The sequence below is a fragment of the Streptomyces iranensis genome (genome assembly GCF_017874715.1).
GTDB lineage: Bacteria > Actinomycetota > Actinomycetes > Streptomycetales > Streptomycetaceae > Streptomyces > Streptomyces iranensis.
In genome coordinates, this window is record NZ_JAGGLR010000028.1 from 112,147 (window position 1) to 132,499 (window position 20,353).

Below are 20,353 nucleotides of genomic sequence, written 5' to 3' on the forward strand. Positions count from 1 at the left end.
GGATGAAGGAGACGACGGAGGCGAAGGGGACCGGCGAGGCGGACGGCATCGCCATCCGGGTGGCTGGTCTGCACAAGTCCTTCGGTGAGCTGGAAGTGCTCAAGGGCATCGATCTCACCGTCCGGCGGGGCGAGGTGGTCTGTGTCATCGGCCCCTCGGGATCCGGCAAGTCGACGCTGCTGCGCTGTGTGAACCTCCTGGAGGAGCCGACCTCGGGCTCGGTCACCGTGGCGGGGACCGAGGTCACCGACCCGGATGTGGACATCGACCGGATGCGACGGCGGATCGGCATGGTTTTCCAGGCGTTCAACCTCTTTCCGCATCTGACGGCCCTGGAGAACCTCACCATCGCCCAGCGGCGGGTGCTGCGCCGCGACAAGGCGGAGGCGGTGCGGATCGGTCGGGAGACCCTGCGGCGGGTCGGCCTGAGCGACAAGGAGTCGGCCTATCCGGCGCAGCTGTCGGGCGGACAGCAGCAGCGGGTGGCCATCGCCCGTGCGCTGTCGATGGACCCGGAGCTGATGCTGTTCGACGAGCCGACCTCGGCACTCGATCCGGAGCTGGTCGGCGATGTGCTCGCGGTGATGCGCGCCCTGGCCGACGAGGGCATGACGATGCTGGTCGTCACCCATGAGATGAGCTTCGCGCGGGAGGTCGCCGACCGGGTCGTGTTCATGGACGACGGGGTGATCGTGGAGGAGGGCGGACCGGAGCAGGTCGTGTCCGATCCGGTCCACCCCCGCACCCGGGCCTTTCTCACCCGGGTGCTGAACCCGGCCGCGGCGCGGGTCGGGGAGGTGCCGGACACGGGCCCGCACGGAGCGCGGATCGACCGCTGAGCTCCGTGCGGGCGGGGGCCCGCGTGGTCGATGCGCCGACGGCCCCCGAGACCACACGAAGAGCGGGCAACCTTTTGGCGGGCGGCGGCGACAAGGAGTCGCGGGCCTTCCACCTCGACGACCGGGGTCTTCCCGGCGCCTTGAGGCGGCCTTAGGGTTGGTAACCGATTGCTGCCCGGTCAGGGGTTCCACGTGGGCGGTTAGGGAAGGGAGTCTCAATGGCTCGTTCCTCGGGATCGACGGGCCCCACACTGGCGGTCGTCGCCCGTGAGGCGGGTGTGTCGGTACCGACCGCGTCGAAGGTGGTCAACGGCCGGGAGGACGTGGCCCCCGAGACCCGCCGCCGGGTCACCGAGGTCCTGGACCGCCTGGGGTACATCCGCAGACCGCGCTGTGAGGCGCCCAAGCCGACCGCGATCGTCGACCTGGTGGTGCACTCACTCGACAGCGCCTGGTCGGGGGCGGTGCTGCACGGCGCGGCGGAGGCCGCGCACGAGGCGGGACTCGAGGTGGTGGTCTCGGCCGCGGCCACCCGAAGCCGGGGCGGCCGGCTCGAGTACGGCTGGCCGGAGAAGCTGTACGCCCGGGGCAGCTCGGGTGTGCTGTTCCATCTCGTGGAGCTCGCCCCCGCCCAGCACTCCTGGCTCGGCGAGCGGCGGATCCCGTTTGTGCTGATCGACCCCGCGAACGACCCGCCGCCCGGGGTGCCGTCCGTGGCTGCCGCCAACTGGCAGGGCGGAATGGCCGCGACCGAGCACCTCATCGGGCTGGGGCACCGCCGGATCGCGGTGATCGGCGGTCTGGGGCGGGCAGTGCGCGACGGCGGCCGGGTCGCCGGGTACCGTTCGGCGATGGCGGCGGCCGGGTTGCCGGTGCCGTCCGCGTATGTGCGCTACGGCGAGATCAGCGAGGCCGGGGCGCGCCACCGGATGGGTGAGCTGCTGGATCTGCCCGAGCCGCCCACGGCCGTCTTCGTGTGTTCCGATCAGATGGTGCCGGGTGTGTATCAGGCGGTCAGGAGACGGGGGCTGAGGGTGCCGCGGGACATCAGCGTGGTGGGCTTCGACGATCTGCCGCAGGCCCGCTGGATCACGCCCGCGCTGACGACGGTCCGTCAGCCGCTGTCGGAGATGGCGGGTGCGGCGCTGCGCACGCTGCTGCGGCTGATGACCGGCGAGGTGCCGGAGGCCATCCGGACCGAACTGTCCACCCGGCTCATGGTCCGGTCAAGTACCGCTCCGCCACTCCGCGCTCCCTTATGACCGAGGGGTCGAACACTGCACGGATGACCGGACGAGCCCGTATCCCCCGTCCCCTCCAGCACCCCTGACCCTCCATCGCCCCTGACCCGGCTCCTAAGCCCACTCCTCACCCGTAACCCCTTCACCGCACCGATCGCTACGGAGGTCCGCCCACCGTGTTCATCGACCTGCCCCTGGAGCAGCTGCGCACCTACCAGCCCCCGCTGCCCGAGCCGGACGGCTTCGACGCCTTCTGGAAGCGGACCCTCGCCGAGGCCCGCACCCGCGAGCTGAACGCGGTGTTCACCGAGGAGGACACCGGACTGACCCGAGTGCACACCTACGACGTGGAGTTCTCCGGCTTCGGCGGGCACCGGATACGCGGCTGGCTGCTGGCCCCGCGGGACGTGGCGGGCCCGCTGCCGTGCGTGGTGCAGTACCTCGGCTACAGCGGCGGCCGGGGGCTGCCGCACAACTGGCTGCTGTGGCCTTCGGTGGGCTACGCGGTCTTCGTGATGGACAGCCGGGGCCAGGGATGGGTCCAGCACTCCCCCGGCGTCACCCCCGATCCGGTCGGCGGCACCGGGCCCGAGACACCGGGCAAGATGACCCACGGCATCCTCTCCCCGGACGACTACTACTACCGCCGGCTGTACACGGACGCGGTGCGGGCGGTGGAGGCCGCCCGTGAGCATCCGCTGGTGGACCCCGCGCGGATCGTGGTCAGCGGGGGCAGTCAGGGCGGTGCGCTGGCCCTGGCGGCGGCCGGGCTGGTGCCGGACCTGACGGCGGCCCTGGTGGATGTGCCGTTCATGACCCACATCCGGCGCGCGGTCGAGATCACCGACGCGGAACCCTATGGTGAACTGTCCCGGTTCTGTGCCACACAGCGCGAGCTGGCCGAGCGGGTGTTCGCCACACTCGACCACTTCGACGGGCTCAACTTCGCGGTCCGCGCCAACACACCGGCGCTCTTCTCGACCGCCCTGCGCGATGAGACCACCCCGACCTCCTGCGGCTTCGCCGCCTATCACCACTACGCCGGGAGGAAGGACCTCAAGGTGTGGTCCTTCAACGGCCATGAGGGCGGGGGCACCCATCAGCAGGCCGAGCAGATCGCCTATCTGCGGAGGCTGCTGGGCTGAGCCGGACGTGCCGGGCGGCGTTCGATCGCCGCCCGGCACCGGGTAGACAGGGGCTACCCGCATCGAAGGAGCCGCCCGTGCCCGCGCAGCCGCTGGAAGGCATCACCGTCGTCGCCCTGGAGCAGGCCGTCGCCGCCCCGTTCGCCACCCGTCAGCTCGCCGATCTGGGGGCCAGGGTCATCAAGGTGGAGCGGCCGGGGCGCGGGGACTTCGCCCGCGAGTACGACCGCGAGGTCATGGGCGCGTCGGCCTATTTCGTCTGGGTCAACCGCGGCAAGGAGAGCGTCGTCCTCGATGTCAAGGACGCCACCGACCGGGCGCTGCTCGATGCGATGCTCGCCCGTGCCGATGTCTTCGTGCACAATCTGGCGCCCGGCGCCGTGGACCGGCTGGGCCTGGGGGCGGCGACGCTGCGGGCCGCCCATCCTCGCCTGATCACCTGCGCGATCTCGGGATACGGGGACAGCGGCCCGTACCGCGAGAAGAAGGCGTACGACCTGCTGATCCAGTGCGAGGCGGGGCTGCTGTCGATCACCGGCAGCCCGGAGGCCCCGGCCCGCCCCGGGATCTCGATCGCCGATATCGCGGGCGGGATGTACGCCTACACCGGCATTCTCACCGCGCTGTACGAGCGGGAGCGCACCGGCGCGGGGACCGATCTGAGCGTGAGCCTGCTCGACGCGCTGGGCGAGTGGATGGGGCACCCCTATTTCGCCCAGGCGTACGGCGGCGCCGGAGTCGTCCGCAGCGGCGCCCGCCATCCGTCCATCTCCCCGTACGGCGCCTACCGCTGCGGGGACGGCGGTCAGGTGTTCCTGAGTGTGCAGAGCGACCGTGAATGGGTGGCCCTGTGCGAGCGGGTGCTCCGCCGCCCGGAGCTGATCCGCGATCCGCGATTCGCGGACAATCCGCTGCGCCGCACCCATGACGAGGAGCTGACGGCCGAGCTGGAGGCGTGCTTCGCGGACCACACCGCCGAGGGGCTGATCGCGCTGCTGGACGGGGCCGGTATCGCCAATGCCCGGCTGCGCGACCTCGCGGAGTTCGCCGCCCACCCCCAGTTCGACGCCCGCGACCGCTGGGGCGAGTTCGGCTCCCCGGTGGGACCGCTGCGCGGTCTGCTGCCGCCGGTGGAGGTGGCGGGCCGCAGGGCCCCGATGCGGCCGGTGCCGGAGCTGGGTGAGCACACGGAGGCGGTGCGCGCCGAGTTCTCCGAGCCGGTCCCCCGCCCCGGGAATCCGGGACCCGCCTGACGGGCGGCTCGACCTCCTGTGCTAGGACGCTGGTCATGGAGATCGAGCCGATCACCCTGTCCACGCCACGGCCCGTGCGACGGCCGACACTGGTCCAGCGCTGGGATGAACTCACCTTCCTGCACTGGCCGGTGGAGCCGGAGCGCGTGGCCCCGCTGCTGCCCGCCGGTACGCGCCCCGACACCCTCGACGGTGTCACCTATGTCGGGCTGGTCCCGTTCCTGATGCGCGGTGTGGGCTTCGGGCCGGGGCCCGGCCTGCCGTATCTGGGCACGTTCTGCGAGACGAACGTGCGGCTGTACTCGGTGGACGGGCAGGGCCGGCGCGGTGTGGTGTTCCGGTCCCTCGACGCGGCCCGGCTGCTCCCCGTACTGGTGGGCCGGCTCACCGTCCGGCTGCCCTATCGGTGGTCGACGATGCGGCTGCGCCGTGAGAGGGACGTGATCACCTACAGCTGCGGCCTGCGACTGCGCCCGGCGGCCCGGGATCGCGCGAGCCGGGCCGTGGTGAGGATAGGCGAAGCGGTCACGGAACCCACACGGCTGGAACGGTTCCTGACCGCCCGGTGGGGGCTGCATGTGGCATGGCACGGCCGTACGGTGCACCTGCCGAACGACCACGCACCGTGGCCGCTGCACCGGGCCGAGCTGCTCGATCTCGACGACGGCCTGATCACCACCGCGGGCCTGCCGCCCATGACGGGCCCGCCGGTGAGCGTGCTGTACTCCCCCGGGGTCGCCGTGCGCTTCGGGGCCCCGCAACGCGCATGAGCCCGGGAAGTGACACGACAGTGGACGAGTCATCGCACGGAAGCCCGTCATAGGCCGATGCCGAACCGTGGACACGGGCCTGGACCCAGAAATGCCAACGCGGCGCCACGACCGCGCCAATGAGAGTCAGCACACCACGGCACTCATGGCTTGAGAACGAAACTACCGGGGTGATGGAAATCGGGTTTCGATGCGGCATGCTTCAGCGCCCAATAGCTGAGCGTACCGTTGTCGTCCTCGATCACAGCAGCCAGTGCCATCTCACCCACCTGCGGCAGGCCGCGCAGGTCCGCCCGTATCTCGACCTCGAGCCGATTCGGCTCGCGCGTGACGCGGATCTGAGGGAGGTGCGCCGGATCAGCCGGCGTCATGTTCTCGTGATAGCCGTCAAAGGTATAGAGGGCCCACTCCGTGGAGGGTGAGGCATTCAGCTCGCAGTAGGCCGTGGTGTCCGACGACTTGCGCACGAACATCTCGAAGCAGGTGTGTTTCCACAGCCCGTCCACATGACATGACGGGCGGGGGTCCGGGATACGGAGGCGGGTGAGATCTGCGTCCAGCACATAGCGCACGACATACGTTCCCCGGATCGGCTCCTGAAGATGCGCGTCGAGTGCGTGTACGGGACTCTCCCGAGAGGGGGCGAAGGGCCTCAGTGAGACGCTGCAGGGAAATCGAGGCGACCTGGCATCGCGTTCATTCCTGATCTGTGACCGTTTCACAGTGACAGAGGCTCGCTGTTGCGGAACGACGTATCTGCTGACTCTTCCGCACAATCAAGTATCGCTGCGACGGCCTCATGACTCGGCAGTATGGAACGCGTCTCCGCGTGAGCGTCGCACTTCCCTTCTATGAGATCCACGAACCTGTCGCATTGAGCCGCCAGGGGCTCGGGGTAGTCGGAGCACTCTATCCGTTCTGAGATTTCACGACCGTCACCGAGGTCATCCGCTGAAGGGAAGGCGCCATGATACGACCTTCCATACACGGCAACGGACGGATTCAAAAGATCTGCCACTATGTTTCTGTCTTTTTCACATATCGCCAGCTGCCGTACCCGCCGGGGCGACATCCTGCTTGCCGACAAACCCGCGGTACGAGCACCCGGAAACTCCAATACGGCCGCCACACTGTCCTCCCCGATCCTGCCCTCGTCACCGCTGCGGCCGATGGCAGCGCTTACAATTTTCGGGGTTTCGCCATCGAAGATGCGAAGGGTGATGTCGAGGTCATGGACCAGGACATCCCATGTCACGCCCGCATTCATCCGGGGAGAGTAAGCTGAGAGCCGCTGCGCATAAACGGCACTCGGAGCATCCGCCCGCGATAGAGCCTCGACGACCGCGGGGTTGAATCTCTCAACGAACCCGCACATCAATGGGACTCCTCGGCGCAACGCCGTTTCAACAACCTCCCTGCTTTCTCCCAGACTCGCACACAACGGCTTCTCCACGAAGAGCGGGATGTTCGCCTCCAGCGCATTCAAGGCAATTTCCCGATGCTGATCCGTCGAGGAAGCGACAACGACAGCGTCCACATTTGACAGGCTATCGACTTCCGGCATCCAATCCACACCGAAACGCCTTGCCAGGCTGCTCCCACGACACTCGGCAGGATCTACCACAGCAGCCAACTCACACCGTTGGCTTTCAGCGATGACCCTTCCATGGTGACTTCCCATTGCCCCAGCGCCGACCAGAAGTAGACGCGGCAGACTTGAGCCGGTCATGCGAGAAGGGCCGATCGGGTCTCATCAATGACGCGATCCAGGTCCGCATCCGTGAGCTGAGGATGCACAGGCAGGGCGAGGACCTCCGAGGTGATCCTCGATGCGACAGGAACCTCAGACGCCATGACCTGGGGATGCTCTCGATAGCATTCGTAGTCGAACACCAGCCGGGGGTAGTGGATGCTCGTCGCTATGCCTCGACGTGCCAATTTCGACGACAACTCCTCCCGGGTGCACGAGGCATCTTCAGTAACGCGGACGGTGTACTGATGCCATACATGGCTACATCCGTCCATGACCTGTGGAAGCACGAGTCCTGCTATACCTTGCAGGCCATTGGAGAGCCGCTCCGCGTTGTACCTCCTCCGTTCACAGAACGCCTGGAGATGGCCTATTTGCGAAAGACCCACCGCCGCATGAATGTCTGATAGCCGATAGTTTCCACCGATGCACGAGTAGTCATATCGGCTACGCATTCCCTGGTTCCGAAGCAAGCGCACACGTTCAGCAATTTCACTGCGATCCGTCGTGATGACCCCGCCCTCTCCGGCGGTTACATTCTTGGTGGCATAGAGAGAGAAACAACCGATGCCAAAGGTTCCCGCCGACCGGCCATGGCGGGTCGCCCCGATGGCCTGGGCTGAATCCTCCACTATGGCGAGTCCATGCTTCGTCGCCAGTTCGTCGATTGCCGCCATATCTGCCATCTGACCGTACAGACTCACGGGCAACAGCACCTTTGTCCGTTCGGTCAGCTGATCTGCAAGCAAGGCCGGATCAATGTTGAAGTCATCAGGCCGGATATCCGAGAATACAGCCGTTGCCCCACTGGCCAGGATGGCGTTAAGGGTAGCGACAAACGTAAACGGAGACGTGATGACCTCGTCTCCCGGCTTCAAGTCCAAAGCTTGCAAGCTCAGTGACAGCGCTGCTGTTCCGCTGCTGACCGCTATTGCGTGCTCGACGCCAGTTATCCCCGCAATCGCCTGCTCCAGCCGCTCCACCATGGGCCCCTGGGCCATTTGCCCGGACCGTAAGACCTGCAGAACGAGAGGTTCCGCGTCCCGCACATCAACAGAAACCAACGGTATCAATGGAACTCCCTGAGGTGAACGGAAAATACCTGAGTTGATCTCATTGCGGGGGTTGATCTCGCGTTATGTCGGTAATAGTCCTGTGGAAATCAGGCCCGCAGGCCAGGATTGAGAACACATCCGCAGTCTTCGTCAGCGGATAACTATAGTCGAGCGGGCGGCCATTCATATCGGTGAACATCCCCCCGGCCTCTTCAATTATTATCTGCGCGGCAACACAGTCCCAAATCTGGTTACGGCGATGCATAAACCCACCGTACGCACCCTTGGCAACCATCATGCAATCAAAAATGCTATTACTCATGCGGATACCCCTGCAGCAGGATGCGATACCGGCCAGCATCCTGCAGTCAAGGGAGATCTCGGATGGATGGATATCCATACCGTAGGCAATCAATTGCTGCGCTAAATCTCCACGTGCCTTGATTCTCAGCCTGGTTTCATTGCAGTAAGCACCCTCCCCGGCCTCGGCGACATATGTCTCGGAAAAGGCTGGCAGGGCCACCCCGCCGGCAACTGGTTTGTCATGCTTGAGGACCCCCACCATGACACCGAACAGAGGGCTCCCCGCAGCGAAGTTGGAGGTTCCGTCGATAGGATCGATGATCCAAGTGATGGGTGACGCACCACGTACCGCACCAGACTCCTCGTCAATAACGCTGTCGTCGGGGAACCTTTCGCGTATCCGCCGCCTTATCTGGCTACCAATAGCCAAATCGGCCGACGTCACTACTTGATTCCTATCCGCACCCTTAATGCGCGATGGCATGTTCTGTGGAAAAGTCATGGCGAGCTTTCCCGCATCTTCGACCAAAGATTCCAGGAAGTTCAGGTATGTCATCCGGGCACGCTCCAGACGATCACAGGAGATTTTTTACAATTCTCACGTAATGCTCCAGGATCGGCACTTCTGGAGCAATCAGATCATTCGGGAGATCATCGACGGGAAAGAGTTGTGCCGTAGTTGCCTCTTCCGGATCCAGGTGAAAATTCCAGCCGCGTGCCTTTGCTGTGTAGACGGTCGTCACATTGAAGACCTGATCACCATTCGGATATCGGAAGTACTGGTCAGCTCCGGAAAAGACGCTCATCAGCGTTAGCCCATCAAGCTCCAGGCCGACCTCTTCCATGACCTCCCGGCGCACGGTCTCCTCAAGTGACTCCCCTGGCTCCATGAAGCCTCCAGGCAATCCCCACCCTCCGGTGTCGGCTCGCTGCAGCAGCAGGACGTGGCCGTCGGAGTTCAGGACGATCGCAGCAGCTCCGGGCAGGATGAGTGGACGCGTACCCACTACCGCGCGCAATTCCGAGATATAACTCATCGAAGATCCTTCTACCAGTCCCTTACCGAGTGCCGAGTGGACGGCATCAGCGATCTCTCTTATCCGCGATACCTTGGCGGCAGACAACAAGAGTAACGACACCTGCCCGCCGGCGCACAACGATTCGTTCCTGACCGAATCTCCCGTTTTGGCCGCGGGCCGGAAGATCTTTGGGCCGGCGCCTTGACAATTCGCCGCCTACCGTAAGTATGGAGAATGCTAACCGAGACTTACCCAACGAAGCGGGCTCGGCCCCTCGGGGACCTTGAACCCATCTGGCGACACAGCTGCGCGGGGAAGCGGACACATACGATGTGTCGCGGCGCGTGGTCATTTCTGTCCTTCAAGATGAGGAGTCTCCCTCGTGAATGACACGCAGCACCAGGAAGCCGGTTTCGACAATCCCGGTTCCGAGCCCCATGTCGGGCCAAGCACCCTCAAGCGACTCGTTGCCGCATGGCCTCGACGAGCCACCATCCGTACGGACATGGCCTCTTTCATGGAATCTGGACTCCCCGATTCAGGTCAAACAGACTATCCTGTACATCTCATCCCCTTCGTCGAACATCCACGCTTCCTGGAAGCCTCTGAAGGGTCGCGTCGGCTCGTGAATACACTGGCGTGGCAGGCGTACAACGCCCGCGTCATAGCAGCCGAAGAATATGTCGCCAACCCGACATTTGAGATGCTGACACGTGGGGTGTTCCCAGGGGTCGACCGGTACGAGGTCAAAGAGGCGTTGCAGCAATCACATATCGATGAAGTGTGGCACACCTATATGCACATGACGGCCATGCAACGCACCAAAGAGGCTCGCAAACTCACCAAAGAGCCGGACTACTCCCACCCCGTGACGAACCGGCGTCTGTTCAAGCTGACCGCGGAGCGGAGTGAGAAATGGGAGCGAGACATCCTGTTCCTGGTGTGGACAGTCGTTGGCGAGCTCCATATAAACAATTTCCTTGAACTGCTCGCACGCGACAAGACGATTCAGCCCATGCATTCGCTGGTTGCACGTTTGCACGCAAGGGATGAAGCGGCGCACGGGCCGATTGTGGCTGACGTGATGAAAGATGTCTTTGTCCACCTCAACAAAGAACAGCGCGAACTTTTCATTCGTACGCTTCCTGACGCGATCATCGCCCTCGGAGCGCAGGACTACGGTATCTGGTCCGACATTCTTCAGTTCGCCGAGATCCCCGGTGCCACCGAGATCCTCGCCGATACGCACCGACAGCCGGACACGGACATGATGCTCACGGACTTCTCCACGGTGGAGCGTCTGATCCGTGAGTTGGAGATTGAGGACCGCGTCGACTACGACTTCACAAATACGGCGCCGCGGCAGGGCAAGTAGGGGCCTGCGCCCGCAGCGCATCGCGAGCACCCCGCACGGCGCCGGCGACTGGTCAGGACGGAAGAAGTTCAGTGGTGCTTCACTCCCCCGAAACCATTCAGCCGTCCAAGCGGCTCTGGTCTCGAGATTTTGTGTTCTTCTTCGCGGCCCGGACTGTGTCCATCCTCGGCGACCAGATGCTGGTTCCGACCACGATCACGGTCGCCATGCTGCAGGTCGGGTACGGCGTCACCGGCGTGGGATACGCGCTCGCTGCCTACACCGCGCCGTTAGCCCTTCTTGTCGTCTTCGGGGGCGTCCTCGTAGACCGGTTCACGCCGGTGCGCGTCATGGTCGTCGCGGACATGGCCCGACTGGTCCTCTACGGAGTCCTCGCGATCTCCTTCGCCGCCGGTACGCCTGATCTCTGGCTGATCCTCACGTTACTCGCGCTGGGCAGCATCGGCACTGCCGCCTTTCAACCCGGTTATGCGAGCGTCATTCCGCGGATCGCCGACGATGTTCAGAAGGCCAACGCGGTGATTCGTGTCACGGAGGCGCTCATGACAGTGGCGGGGCCGGCCGTCGCCGGGCTGCTCCTCGCCTTCTCGTCCGTGTCGGTCGTCCTGGCGCTCAACGCCGCGACGTTCGGAGTCAGCGGCGTCTGCCTGCTCGCGTTGCGGCTGAGGATTACCCGTTCGACTCGGCGAACGTCTCTCCGCCGCGACCTCGTCCAAGGGTGGCAGGAGTTCAGTACACGCGGCTGGCTCTGGGGAGTCATCGTGATCTGGATGTTCTACCAGACGACCGTGAACGGCCCTTTCATCACCCTCGGGCAGAGCCTCATAACCATCGAGCACGGAGAAGGCACTCTCGGTTTCATCATGTCGATGTTCGGCCTGGGGAGTGTTCTGGGCGGGCTCGTCGCCGTGCGGCTCAAGCCTCCGTACCCGCTACGGGGAGGCGCCATCGCCCTGGTCGGCACCGCCTTCAGCCTCCTCGCGATGGCTCTCCATCAGCCTCCTCCAGTGATCGCGGCTGGTTACATCCTGCACGGAGCGGGTTCCGCATTGTGGTTGATCATGTTTCAGACGAGCGTGCAGACCAAGATTCCCCCCGATGTACTCGGCCGGGTGCACGCCTACGACGTCGCAGGATCACTCATCATGAAACCCGTGGGACAGATGGCCGTCGGACCGGTCGCCCTTGGGGTCGGGGCCGTGCCGGTGCTGTTCTTCTCTCTGGCCATGCTCTTGGCCACCGTCGGGTTGCTGCTCGCTGTCCCATCGATTCGCAATCTGCGAAGGGCCACCTGAGTTGTTCGACAGCGCTCCCATGACCAGCCTGGACCGTGATCCGCCGGCCGACCAGACCAAAGGGTGGCCTGTTTGGGTGGATCCGCACCTTTCTGGACGGGTGACGATCGAGTCGATTTGCCGACCATGGACCCCTGAGTTGATCAAGTATATTTCGACTGTCATCATGGTCAGTTCCATCGGGTTCCCGTCAAAATGGCCTCACTTCACCATTATCCGTTCCTTGCACTGTGACACGAGTGCGTCCACGTGCGGAGATCTCCGGGCCGAATCGGCTTCCGTGGCGGGCCAATCTGGTGTTGTCGCAGTTCAACCCCCTCTCCCAAGCACGGTATCCGGGCATTGGGGTCAGGCGCCGTCTCGGCGCTCGGCGGGTGAGCCGGTCGACCCACGCGTCTTTGCTCGGACGTCACTCCGTGTCGGCTGAAAATGATCGAAGCCCAGGCCGGGGGCATATCTTCGCCAAGACTTCATCAGTAGCGTCTTGTGAGTTCCACGTTCGTCACCTTTGGTCTCGAAGGAGCGGTCGCAGAGTTGGGGGAGCTCAAATTGACCCAAGAAGCCTCGAACCGGGCAGTGGGAACGGAGGCATTCATGTCGCCGAGCAGTCACGACGCAACGGGCAAGCGTCCCGTACAGATCGTGCCGATAGCCAAACTCAAGTCGGCCGACTCGCCTCGGCTACTAGGGCTTGACAAACAACACATCAATGCCCTGGCCACTTCTGACGAACCGTTTCCTCCCATCATCGTCCATCGCACGAGCATGCGAGTTGTCGACGGCATGCACCGGCTGCGCGCGGCCGAACTCCGGGGTAGCGAAGCCATGGAAGTGGTGTACTTCGACGGCGACGACGAGAGCGCCTTCCTGCGCGCGGTCCGGGAGAACACGGCCCACGGCTTGCGTCTTTCGTCGGCCGATCGCACCGCGGCGGCCGCTCGCATTCTGTGCGGCAGCCCGCACTGGTCCGACCGGAGGATTGCTTCAGTGGTCGGTCTGTCGCCGACAACTGTTGGTGCGATACGCCGCCGTTCGACTGTCCAAAGCGAACAGTCGAACGCGAGGATGGGCCGCGACGGCCGCACCCGACCGCTCGACAACGGCCCCGGTCGCTTGATCGCCGGCAAACTGTTATTGGAAAAGCCGGACGCATCGGTCCGCGAGGTCGCCAGAACCGCGGGCATCTCGCTGTCGACTGCCTACGACGTGTACAAGCGGGTGCGAACCGGTTCGTCCCCAGTAGCCCCCAAACAACGGCACGAAGCCGCCGCGGGGCTCGGGCAGAACCCTCCCGAGCCCCACACGGAGCAACGAGCGGATCCCAGCTGCCAGATCGACTATCAGCGCGATCTCAGCGCCCTGAGAAAGGACCCCTCCCTCCGCCTGAGTGAGAGAGGACGGAGCCTTATCCGTTGGCTGAGCTCCCCGGCAGCCGACGAGAAGCTGCGCTGTCGCCTGCTCGAGAGCGTGCCTCTGCACTGCGTTCCCCTCGTGGTGCGCCTGGCCAGAGAGAACAGCCGTGTGTGGCATAGGTTCGCGGATCTCTTGGAGAGGCGTGAGCAAGCTTCTTCCACATGACCCGGGCATCTCTCAGGAAGGTGTGACCTCGATCATGGTCCCAAAAGCGGCGCTCTTCGACCTCGACGGCACCCTGGTGGCCACCGAGCACCGCAGCCGGTCGGCGTGGACCCGGCTGTTCCTGGCACATGGGCTGCCGGTCGACGATGAACTGCTGGCGACCTTCGTGGGACGGCGCGGCAGGGATACGCTGGCCGAGCATCTGCACCGGTTCCCCGGTGGAACGGTCGACGAGCTGTTCGCGGAGGTCATCGGCTATCAGACCGGGCCGGACAGCCCGCCTCCATACGCCGTGCCGGGCGCCTCGGCCTTGGTAAAGTCCCTGCACGCGGAAGGGGTTCCCATGGCGGTGGTCACTTCGGGGCCGCGTGACCACGCTGGAGAACTACTCGACCTGGTGGGCGGCGCCACGATGTTCGTGGCGCTCATCGCCGCCGAAGACGTGAGCCGGGGCAAGCCGGACCCCGAAGGTTTCACCGCGGGGTGCGCGGCGCTGGGTGTCGCGCCCGCCGACGCCATCGCCTTCGAGGACGCCCCCGCGGGTATCGCAGCGGCACGGGCCACGGGTTTGCGCTGCGTCGCGGTCACCACGACCCATCCCGCGGCGGCCCTGGCGGACGCCGATCTCGTGATCTCCGATCTCACCGAGCTCAACTGGTCGACGCCGGCTCGGGAAATCGCACCCTGAGGGTCCACGGCGGGTACCGGGCACGATCCGTGATCGCGGGTGGATCAGCCACCCAGCTCGGAGAGCAAGATGACGCCGGAGTCCTCCAATTCGTACAGCACACGAGGGCCTACACGGTGGCGTCGGACGAGCCCCGCCGAGGAGAGGACGGCGAGGTGTTGCGACACGGTGCTCGGTGCCAAGCCAATCGAACTGGCCAGTCCCGTCGTAGTCGTGGGTGACAGCAGCGCACGTAGGACCGCCGCGCGGCCGCGCCCGAGCAAGATCGTGAGACTGTCCCTCGGACGCGGATCGTCGACCGGCTTACCGATGTCACTGCCGTGGCCACTGAGCACGGCGGCGCCCTGCGCCTGATAGGAGAATGCGACCGTGTCGTGAAGGGTGGAGAAAACCCGGGTACCGCGCGCGAACAGCACGGAGACGATGATCAAACGACCGTCTGTCATCGACCAGTCCAGGTCGGCCTGGTGCGGCACGTTCAACTCTGGACGCTCCCAGCGGATCCGGCCCCCCAGCTCCCGCAGCATCATGTCCGCCCCACAAGTCACCAGAGTGCGACCGCGTATCAGGATCTCTTCCTCCAGCACACCACGCATGGCGGGCCAATAGGGCGCGACCGCAGCACTCCAGTAGTCGCTCATGAGTTGCGCGAACCTGTCGTGGCCGGCCACTCGCAGAGCCATCAGTTCGTCCTCGATAGCGGGCGAGGGCTCCATCGGTATAGGGCTGAGAGAGGACCACGACGGCCTCCCCCACTGCGATCGCATTGTCGTGGCCAACTCTCGGTACAGCGCGGGTGATACCCGGCGCAGAGCCGAATCGGCCCATTTGGTATAGGGGTGCGGAATCTCGCTGCGGTACCGAACGGTCAACGCGAGGCTGGAGATGGCCTCCCATAGCGGGCTGATCGCGATGCGTACTCGACCGAGTGTCAGCTCGTCGAGGCGTATTCGAATCATGCGGACCCGGACAGCGAACTCAGGACTCTATCTTCAGCGCCAGGTCCTGACACAGCGTCAATACCTCGTTGATCCATTTCGCCGGGTTACCGGGATCGAAATTGCGCATCGTCTCGAGATCCCAATACTGGGCGAACGTAAGCGCCGTAGGATTGGCCGCCTGAAAACGGCGCGCCCGCCACTTGGGATTGCTGACGTACGGTCCTCGTTCTTCCAACAGCGCATCGACAGTATGGCCAAGAGCGATCCGGGCCGAGAGTACGGCACTGTTGATGTCCCCATCTTCCAGCTGCCCGAGGGTGTCCTCGACGGCACGGTGTGCCGCACCGAGCGATCGCGTCACCATGATGGACCGAAAGGCCGATGCCTCAAGCTCGGCTCGGCGACGTGCGACCCAGTCCTCTCCGATGAGCGGCACACATGTCGTCAGTCGTTCGAGAAATACCTCTTCCCGCCGCGCGAGAGTATCTCCGCTCGCGGCCCGAACTTGGTCGAAGTTCGCCCAGGAGACCTTGGCGAGCATCTGGTCGACCTGATCGTCCAGCCAGTAGGCGAGGTCCCAGCTACGGCTGTCGGCATAGAACGACTGCCACCCGACCACAGCGGGACGTAGCGGCACCGAGACCTCGATGCTCTCTGGCCCTGACCATGACTCAGTGCTGATCAGGTAGATATCGAAATCGCTTCTCTCGTTATTCCAGCCGCGGGCAGCCGACCCGACCAGCAGTGCCGCTTGACAGGCGCCCGGAACCAGTTGCCGATCGCGCAGTGTATCCACCATCCGGCTCAGGTCCATCCCCATCAGCGATCCCTTCGAGAGGAACAACTACGGACATCAGCAACAGCTTCGGCAGAGAGCGAGTGGAGAGTACGCAGCTTCGGCTCAGCGTGGCATGTCAATAGCCTGGTGAGCAGTTGAAATGCGCGATCCCAGGCACAAGGTAACCATTTGTCCATTGCGAGTACGAGATGACGCGTGCACGATTCATCGACCGTTCGGGACATCGCCGTAGTCTTCTTGACACCGTTCGTTCAGGCGCTAGGGTGATTTCGCTTACGTCGTCCAAGTGATTCCGTCGACAGACGGCCCAGTGGGTTGCGTATGAACGGGGGTAACGACGTTCGATGACGCGATGCGCGCGGTTCGCATCGCGTGCCGCGTCTACTTCGGTGATCCGTCGACACCGTCATTCCTCTTGTCCGGATCACAGTCAGCTATCGGTGCTCTGGATCTGTACCATCGCGCTCTTTCAAGGACTCTCCAGAAGCTGCGCGTATTCGTCGGTAGAGCTCCATCGGGAGGAGTACACCTTGCCTTCACAGCGAGTCACGTTTCGTCAGCTCATGGCAAACGGGAACCTGATACGCGCCGCCGGCGCGCACGACGCTCTCGGTTCCGCACTGGCCCAGCAGGCCGGGTTCCAAGCCGTCTGGGCGTCAAGCCTTGAGGTCTCCGCATCGCGGTGCCTTCCGGACGCCAGCGTTCTCACGATGACCGAATACCTTGCCGCCGCCGCGAACATGCAGAAGGCGGTCGACATCCCGGTTGTCGCCGACGTGGACACCGGGTTCGGCAACAACCTCAACGTGGCGCACATGGTCCGCGAGTACGAGGCAGCAGGTATCACCGCCGTCTGCATCGAGGACAAGGTCTATCCCAAGGTCAACAGCTTCGCTGCCACTGACCACGAACTGCTTCCGGTAGGCACCTTCACGCGCAAGCTCGCAACTGCGAAGGCCGCTCAACAAGACGAAGATTTATACGTCATCGCCCGAACCGAGGCCCTCATCAACAACAAGGGCGTCGATGAGGCGCTGGACCGCTGCTACGCCTATGCCGAGGCCGGGGCGGACGCGGTGCTGGTCCACTCCAAGAAGAAGGACCAAGGGGAGATCGTCGAGTTCCTCGACAGCTGGGATGGCCGCAGCCCCGTCGTGATCGTGCCAACCACTTACCCCCAGTGGTCCGCGGATGAGGCGGAGAAGCACGGGGTATCCATGGTGATCTACGCCAACCAAGGGCTGAGGGCCACGATCCAGGCGCTCCGGGATGCCTTCCGCACCATCTACGACGACGGCACGTCGCTCGGTGTCGAGAACGCTATCGCGCCTGTCTCCGACATCTTCGCCCTTCAGAAGCTCGATGATTGGCTGGCACTCGAAGCGTGATATCCAACGACAACTTCTGCATGGCGCTGAAGGAGCGCGGTTTCGGATTCATCGCAGGAGTCCCCTGTTCACACTTCTCCGGACCGATCGAGCGGCTGACCCGTGAAGGGATCTACCTGTCGGCGGCCAACGAGGGCGCCGCCCTGGCCGCGGCGGCCGGCGCGAGCGTCGCCGGACAGCGCTCCGCCGTCATCGCACAGAATTCCGGGCTCGGGAATCTCATCAATCCGCTGACATCGCTCGTCCAAACATACGGGATTCCCGTCCTTGTGTTCATGAGCCTCCGTGGCTGGCCCGACCCATCACAGGATGAGCCCCAGCACGCCATCATGGGGGCCACGACGCACAGACTCCTGGACTCGCTGGGGATTCCCCATGTGACTGTCCCCGCCGATGCCATGGAGCTTGGCTCCACGCTTGATCAGGCCGAAGAACACCTTGCCGCACGAAGAAGCGTGTTCATCCTGACCGAGAAGGGGGCCATCGAGAAGCACCGGAGTTCCGCCGATCCGGATGCGGCGGGCCTGAGCCGGGTCGAGGTGCTTCGCGCGATCGAACCGCTCCTGGAAGGCGCCGCGGTCGTCTCGACGACCGGCTACACCTCACGTGAGCTATTCGGTGTCATCGGCTCCAAGGAGCACTTCTACATGCAGGGCTCGATGGGTCACGCCGCCGCGTTCGGCCTGGGCGTCGCCCTTCGGTCGCCCCAGCGTCCTGTGATCGTTCTCGACGGTGACGGTGCCGCCATCATGCATCTCGGCACTCTGTCCTCCACGGGCGCCGCCGCGCCGGGCAACCTCGTCCATCTCATCTTCGACAATGGGACATATGAATCGACGGGCGGGCAGATGACAAGTTCTCGCTCGACCGACTTCGCCGGAGTGGCCCGCGCCGTCGGGTATGCGTCGGCGCACGAGTGCCATTCCATCGACCAGGTCACGACCGCACTCACGGTGGCACTCAAGGGGAGTGGCCCCCACCTCATCGCTGTACGCATAGTCAGTGGGGGTGTCTCCGCCTTCTCCCGTGCGACCGCGTCCATGACCACCACCGACATCCGCGAAGGCTTCGCGGCACGACTTCGGGCCGAGAGGCCGTCTGTCGTCGACGCCGCCGCGGGCCGCCCCGCGGCGGAACGAGTGCAGATCTCTTCGGCACCATAGGCAGGAGACCGGCCGACTGCCCGTGCGGATTCCCGGGCAGCCGGGGAGGTGAGGTCGCTGCGTGGAACATCCCACACCACGGCACGACGAAGACAGGAGTCCCATCAACGATGCGAATCCAGGGGGGCGCCACTGAGTTCCCGGGCGCGTGTCCGCGCCCAGGCATCGGCCTCCAACACCGTTTCCAGACTGTCAGCGGTTGGGTCCCCGAGTTCGGACACCACCTCGGTGACCGTGTCCATGATGGTGAGGAACGGCAGGCGGCCCGCCAGGAAGGCGTCGACGCATACCTCGTTGGCCGCGTTGAACACCGCCGGCGCGCAGCCGCCCAAGCCACCGACATGCCGTGCCAGCCCGACGGATGGGAACGCGTCATGGTCCAGCGGGAAGAGTTCCCAGGACTGGCATTCGCTCCAGTTGAAGGTCCTCGCCGCACCGGGCACCCGATCCGGCCACGACAATCCCAGCGCGATCGGCAGACGCATGTCCGGTGGGCTTGCCTGAGCGATGGTGGAACCATCGACGAACTCGACCATCGAGTGGATCGTCGACTGAGGGTGAATCATCACGACGATGTCCTCGTACGGCACATCGAACAGCAGATGAGCTTCGATGACTTCGAGACCCTTGTTCACCAGCGTGGCCGAATTGACGGAGATCACCGGACCCATGGACCAGGTGGGGTGTGCAAGTGCCTCCTCAACGGTGACATCTGCCAGTTCTGCGCGACTGCGGCCGCGGAACGGCCCTCCCGTGGCGGTCAGCACGAGCTTTCGCACCTCGCTCCGACTGCCGCCACGCAACGCTTGGGCCAGGGCGGAGTGTTCGGAGTCGACGGGAACGATCTGCCCCGGCCGGGCCTCGCGCTTCACCAGTTCACCCCCGACGATCAACGATTCCTTGTTGGCCAAGGCGAGCGTCGTACCGGCCCGCAGTGTCGCGAGCGTGGATGTGAGGCCCAAAGCTCCGGTAATGCCGTTGAGTACCACGGTGGCGGGGAGAGCCGCCACTTCTTCGACGCCGGCGCTACCGGAACAGATTTTCGGCCGCGGCCACTCACTCGCCGCCAGGCCGCGTCGGTCCGCCTCGGCCGCCACGGCTTCGGACACCGCCTCAGCGGCTTCCTCCCTGGCAACGGCAACGACCTCGGGCCTCAAATCCAAGATTTGCTCGGCGAGCAATTGGACGCGTCCCCCACCCGCGGCCAGACCGACGACGGTGAAACGATCCGGATTGCGTCGGATCACGTCAACCGCCTGCGTTCCGACCGATCCGGTAGAGCCCAGAACAACGACCGCTGTCATGAAATTCTCCCAGCTTGAGCCAGCTGCACGTCGTGGCCTGATCCTTCTCAGGTTCGCTGCCCGCGCAGTCCGACGCATCCTAGCAGGGAACTGGATCAGATTGAGTCGATATCAATGGCTCATCAAATCTTTCACATAGGTGACGACTGGCGTCATTCAAATCAGCGAGAAAGGACACCCGGATGGCCGAGTTCAATCTTGTCCGCCTGTCGCAGCTGCTCCGCGAACATGGAGAGCAGGATGCCTCCGTCGACGTGGACTTGGCGGGCAACATCGAGGACATCACATTTGAGGATCTCGGCATCGATTCACTGGCCCTGTTCAACACCTTCGTCCAGATCGAGCGGGAATACACCGTCGAGCTCTCCTATGACGTCGCCGTCGACGCAGAGACCCCCGGCGAACTGGTCAAGTTGGTGAACGAGAAACTCGCTACGGGTTCCTAGC

Annotated in this window: 20 protein-coding genes; 12 read left to right on the forward strand and 8 right to left on the reverse strand. The window is 64.4% G+C overall.

Features of this window, described 5'->3' with window-relative positions:
* Positions 1-2 precede the first annotated feature (2 nt).
* From J2Z30_RS40235 to J2Z30_RS40255, 5 genes are all read left to right on the forward strand, one after another.
* On the forward strand, positions 3-839 hold the full coding sequence (locus tag J2Z30_RS40235) for an amino acid ABC transporter ATP-binding protein (RefSeq protein WP_044567241.1): 837 nt from the start codon (positions 3-5) through the stop codon (positions 837-839).
* 218 nt (positions 840-1,057) lie between these two features.
* Positions 1,058-2,101, forward strand: coding sequence for a LacI family DNA-binding transcriptional regulator (locus tag J2Z30_RS40240; RefSeq protein WP_044567242.1), 1,044 nt, complete (start codon positions 1,058-1,060; stop codon positions 2,099-2,101).
* A gap of 155 nt (positions 2,102-2,256) precedes the next feature.
* The gene (locus J2Z30_RS40245; protein WP_044567244.1) at positions 2,257-3,225 is read left to right on the forward strand and encodes an acetylxylan esterase; all 969 of its coding nucleotides are present in this window, start codon (positions 2,257-2,259) and stop codon (positions 3,223-3,225) included.
* A gap of 77 nt (positions 3,226-3,302) precedes the next feature.
* Positions 3,303-4,478: a CaiB/BaiF CoA transferase family protein gene (locus J2Z30_RS40250; RefSeq protein ID WP_044567245.1), complete on the forward strand. Its 1,176-nt coding sequence runs from the start codon at positions 3,303-3,305 to the stop codon at positions 4,476-4,478.
* A gap of 35 nt (positions 4,479-4,513) precedes the next feature.
* Positions 4,514-5,248, forward strand: a complete 735-nt coding sequence (locus J2Z30_RS40255) for a YqjF family protein (protein WP_044567246.1) — start codon at positions 4,514-4,516, stop codon at positions 5,246-5,248.
* Positions 5,249-5,391: 143 nt separating this feature from the next.
* Here J2Z30_RS40255 and J2Z30_RS40260 read toward each other — a convergent pair whose 3' ends face one another.
* From J2Z30_RS40260 to J2Z30_RS40280, 5 genes are all read right to left on the reverse strand, one after another.
* The gene (locus J2Z30_RS40260; protein WP_052701155.1) at positions 5,392-5,820 is read right to left on the reverse strand and encodes a DOMON-like domain-containing protein; all 429 of its coding nucleotides are present in this window, start codon (positions 5,818-5,820) and stop codon (positions 5,392-5,394) included.
* A 146-nt stretch (positions 5,821-5,966) separates the two neighbouring features.
* On the reverse strand, positions 5,967-6,977 hold the full coding sequence (locus tag J2Z30_RS40265; protein ID WP_078956432.1) for a Gfo/Idh/MocA family protein: 1,011 nt from the start codon (positions 6,975-6,977) through the stop codon (positions 5,967-5,969).
* Positions 6,974-8,047, reverse strand: coding sequence for a DegT/DnrJ/EryC1/StrS family aminotransferase (locus J2Z30_RS40270; RefSeq protein WP_308280234.1), 1,074 nt, complete (start codon positions 8,045-8,047; stop codon positions 6,974-6,976). The genes J2Z30_RS40265 and J2Z30_RS40270 overlap by 4 nt, the downstream gene beginning before the upstream one ends.
* Before the next feature lie 64 nt (positions 8,048-8,111).
* The gene (locus J2Z30_RS40275) at positions 8,112-8,912 is read right to left on the reverse strand and encodes an inositol monophosphatase family protein (RefSeq protein ID WP_078956433.1); all 801 of its coding nucleotides are present in this window, start codon (positions 8,910-8,912) and stop codon (positions 8,112-8,114) included.
* 19 nt (positions 8,913-8,931) lie between these two features.
* Positions 8,932-9,393, reverse strand: a complete 462-nt coding sequence (locus J2Z30_RS40280; RefSeq protein WP_078956434.1) for an NUDIX hydrolase — start codon at positions 9,391-9,393, stop codon at positions 8,932-8,934.
* Positions 9,394-9,757: 364 nt separating this feature from the next.
* On the opposite strand from J2Z30_RS40280, the gene J2Z30_RS40285 reads away from it, so the two are divergent.
* The 4 genes from J2Z30_RS40285 (at position 9,758) to J2Z30_RS40300 (ending at position 14,311) form a co-directional block, all read left to right on the forward strand.
* Complete coding sequence (locus tag J2Z30_RS40285; protein ID WP_044567250.1) at positions 9,758-10,750, forward strand: diiron oxygenase; 993 nt, start codon at positions 9,758-9,760, stop codon at positions 10,748-10,750.
* A 74-nt stretch (positions 10,751-10,824) separates the two neighbouring features.
* Positions 10,825-12,045, forward strand: coding sequence for an MFS transporter (locus tag J2Z30_RS40290; protein WP_308280233.1), 1,221 nt, complete (start codon positions 10,825-10,827; stop codon positions 12,043-12,045).
* A 486-nt stretch (positions 12,046-12,531) separates the two neighbouring features.
* Positions 12,532-13,623: a ParB/RepB/Spo0J family partition protein gene (locus J2Z30_RS40295; RefSeq protein ID WP_209469039.1), complete on the forward strand. Its 1,092-nt coding sequence runs from the start codon at positions 12,532-12,534 to the stop codon at positions 13,621-13,623.
* Between the two features lie 34 nt (positions 13,624-13,657).
* The gene (locus J2Z30_RS40300) at positions 13,658-14,311 is read left to right on the forward strand and encodes an HAD family hydrolase (protein WP_044580790.1); all 654 of its coding nucleotides are present in this window, start codon (positions 13,658-13,660) and stop codon (positions 14,309-14,311) included.
* 44 nt (positions 14,312-14,355) lie between these two features.
* Here J2Z30_RS40300 and J2Z30_RS40305 read toward each other — a convergent pair whose 3' ends face one another.
* A complete protein-coding gene (locus J2Z30_RS40305) occupies positions 14,356-15,027 on the reverse strand; it encodes an ArsR/SmtB family transcription factor (RefSeq protein ID WP_044567255.1) in 672 nt (223 codons plus the stop codon).
* Between the two features lie 262 nt (positions 15,028-15,289).
* The gene (locus J2Z30_RS40310; protein ID WP_044567257.1) at positions 15,290-16,072 is read right to left on the reverse strand and encodes a hypothetical protein; all 783 of its coding nucleotides are present in this window, start codon (positions 16,070-16,072) and stop codon (positions 15,290-15,292) included.
* A 542-nt stretch (positions 16,073-16,614) separates the two neighbouring features.
* Between J2Z30_RS40310 and J2Z30_RS40315 the strand changes: the two genes are divergently transcribed.
* Positions 16,615-17,439, forward strand: a complete 825-nt coding sequence (locus tag J2Z30_RS40315; RefSeq protein WP_044567259.1) for an isocitrate lyase/phosphoenolpyruvate mutase family protein — start codon at positions 16,615-16,617, stop codon at positions 17,437-17,439.
* The gene (aepY, locus tag J2Z30_RS40320) at positions 17,436-18,602 is read left to right on the forward strand and encodes a phosphonopyruvate decarboxylase (protein ID WP_044567261.1); all 1,167 of its coding nucleotides are present in this window, start codon (positions 17,436-17,438) and stop codon (positions 18,600-18,602) included. Before J2Z30_RS40315 ends, aepY begins: the two co-directional genes overlap by 4 nt.
* A 104-nt stretch (positions 18,603-18,706) precedes the next feature.
* Here aepY and dxr read toward each other — a convergent pair whose 3' ends face one another.
* Positions 18,707-19,906: a 1-deoxy-D-xylulose-5-phosphate reductoisomerase gene (gene dxr / locus J2Z30_RS40325; protein WP_052701157.1), complete on the reverse strand. Its 1,200-nt coding sequence runs from the start codon at positions 19,904-19,906 to the stop codon at positions 18,707-18,709.
* Positions 19,907-20,088: 182 nt separating this feature from the next.
* On the opposite strand from dxr, the gene J2Z30_RS40330 reads away from it, so the two are divergent.
* Complete coding sequence (locus tag J2Z30_RS40330; RefSeq protein WP_044567262.1) at positions 20,089-20,352, forward strand: acyl carrier protein; 264 nt, start codon at positions 20,089-20,091, stop codon at positions 20,350-20,352.
* Position 20,353: the final 1 nt, after the last annotated feature.

Coding starts and splice junctions, on each gene's coding strand:
- J2Z30_RS40235 (WP_044567241.1), top strand. CDS start 3: ATGAAGGAGACGACGGAGGCGAAGGGGACCGGCGAGGCGGACGGCATC.
- J2Z30_RS40240 (WP_044567242.1), top strand. CDS start 1,058: ATGGCTCGTTCCTCGGGATCGACGGGCCCCACACTGGCGGTCGTCGCC.
- J2Z30_RS40255 (WP_044567246.1), top strand. CDS start 4,514: ATGGAGATCGAGCCGATCACCCTGTCCACGCCACGGCCCGTGCGACGG.
- J2Z30_RS40265 (WP_078956432.1), bottom strand. CDS start 6,977: ATGACCGGCTCAAGTCTGCCGCGTCTACTTCTGGTCGGCGCTGGGGCA.
- J2Z30_RS40275 (WP_078956433.1), bottom strand. CDS start 8,912: ATGACATACCTGAACTTCCTGGAATCTTTGGTCGAAGATGCGGGAAAG.
- J2Z30_RS40280 (WP_078956434.1), bottom strand. CDS start 9,393: ATGAGTTATATCTCGGAATTGCGCGCGGTAGTGGGTACGCGTCCACTC.
- J2Z30_RS40300 (WP_044580790.1), top strand. CDS start 13,658: ATGGTCCCAAAAGCGGCGCTCTTCGACCTCGACGGCACCCTGGTGGCC.
- J2Z30_RS40305 (WP_044567255.1), bottom strand. CDS start 15,027: ATGGAGCCCTCGCCCGCTATCGAGGACGAACTGATGGCTCTGCGAGTG.
- J2Z30_RS40310 (WP_044567257.1), bottom strand. CDS start 16,072: ATGGGGATGGACCTGAGCCGGATGGTGGATACACTGCGCGATCGGCAA.
- J2Z30_RS40315 (WP_044567259.1), top strand. CDS start 16,615: ATGGCAAACGGGAACCTGATACGCGCCGCCGGCGCGCACGACGCTCTC.
- dxr (WP_052701157.1), bottom strand. CDS start 19,906: ATGACAGCGGTCGTTGTTCTGGGCTCTACCGGATCGGTCGGAACGCAG.
- J2Z30_RS40330 (WP_044567262.1), top strand. CDS start 20,089: ATGGCCGAGTTCAATCTTGTCCGCCTGTCGCAGCTGCTCCGCGAACAT.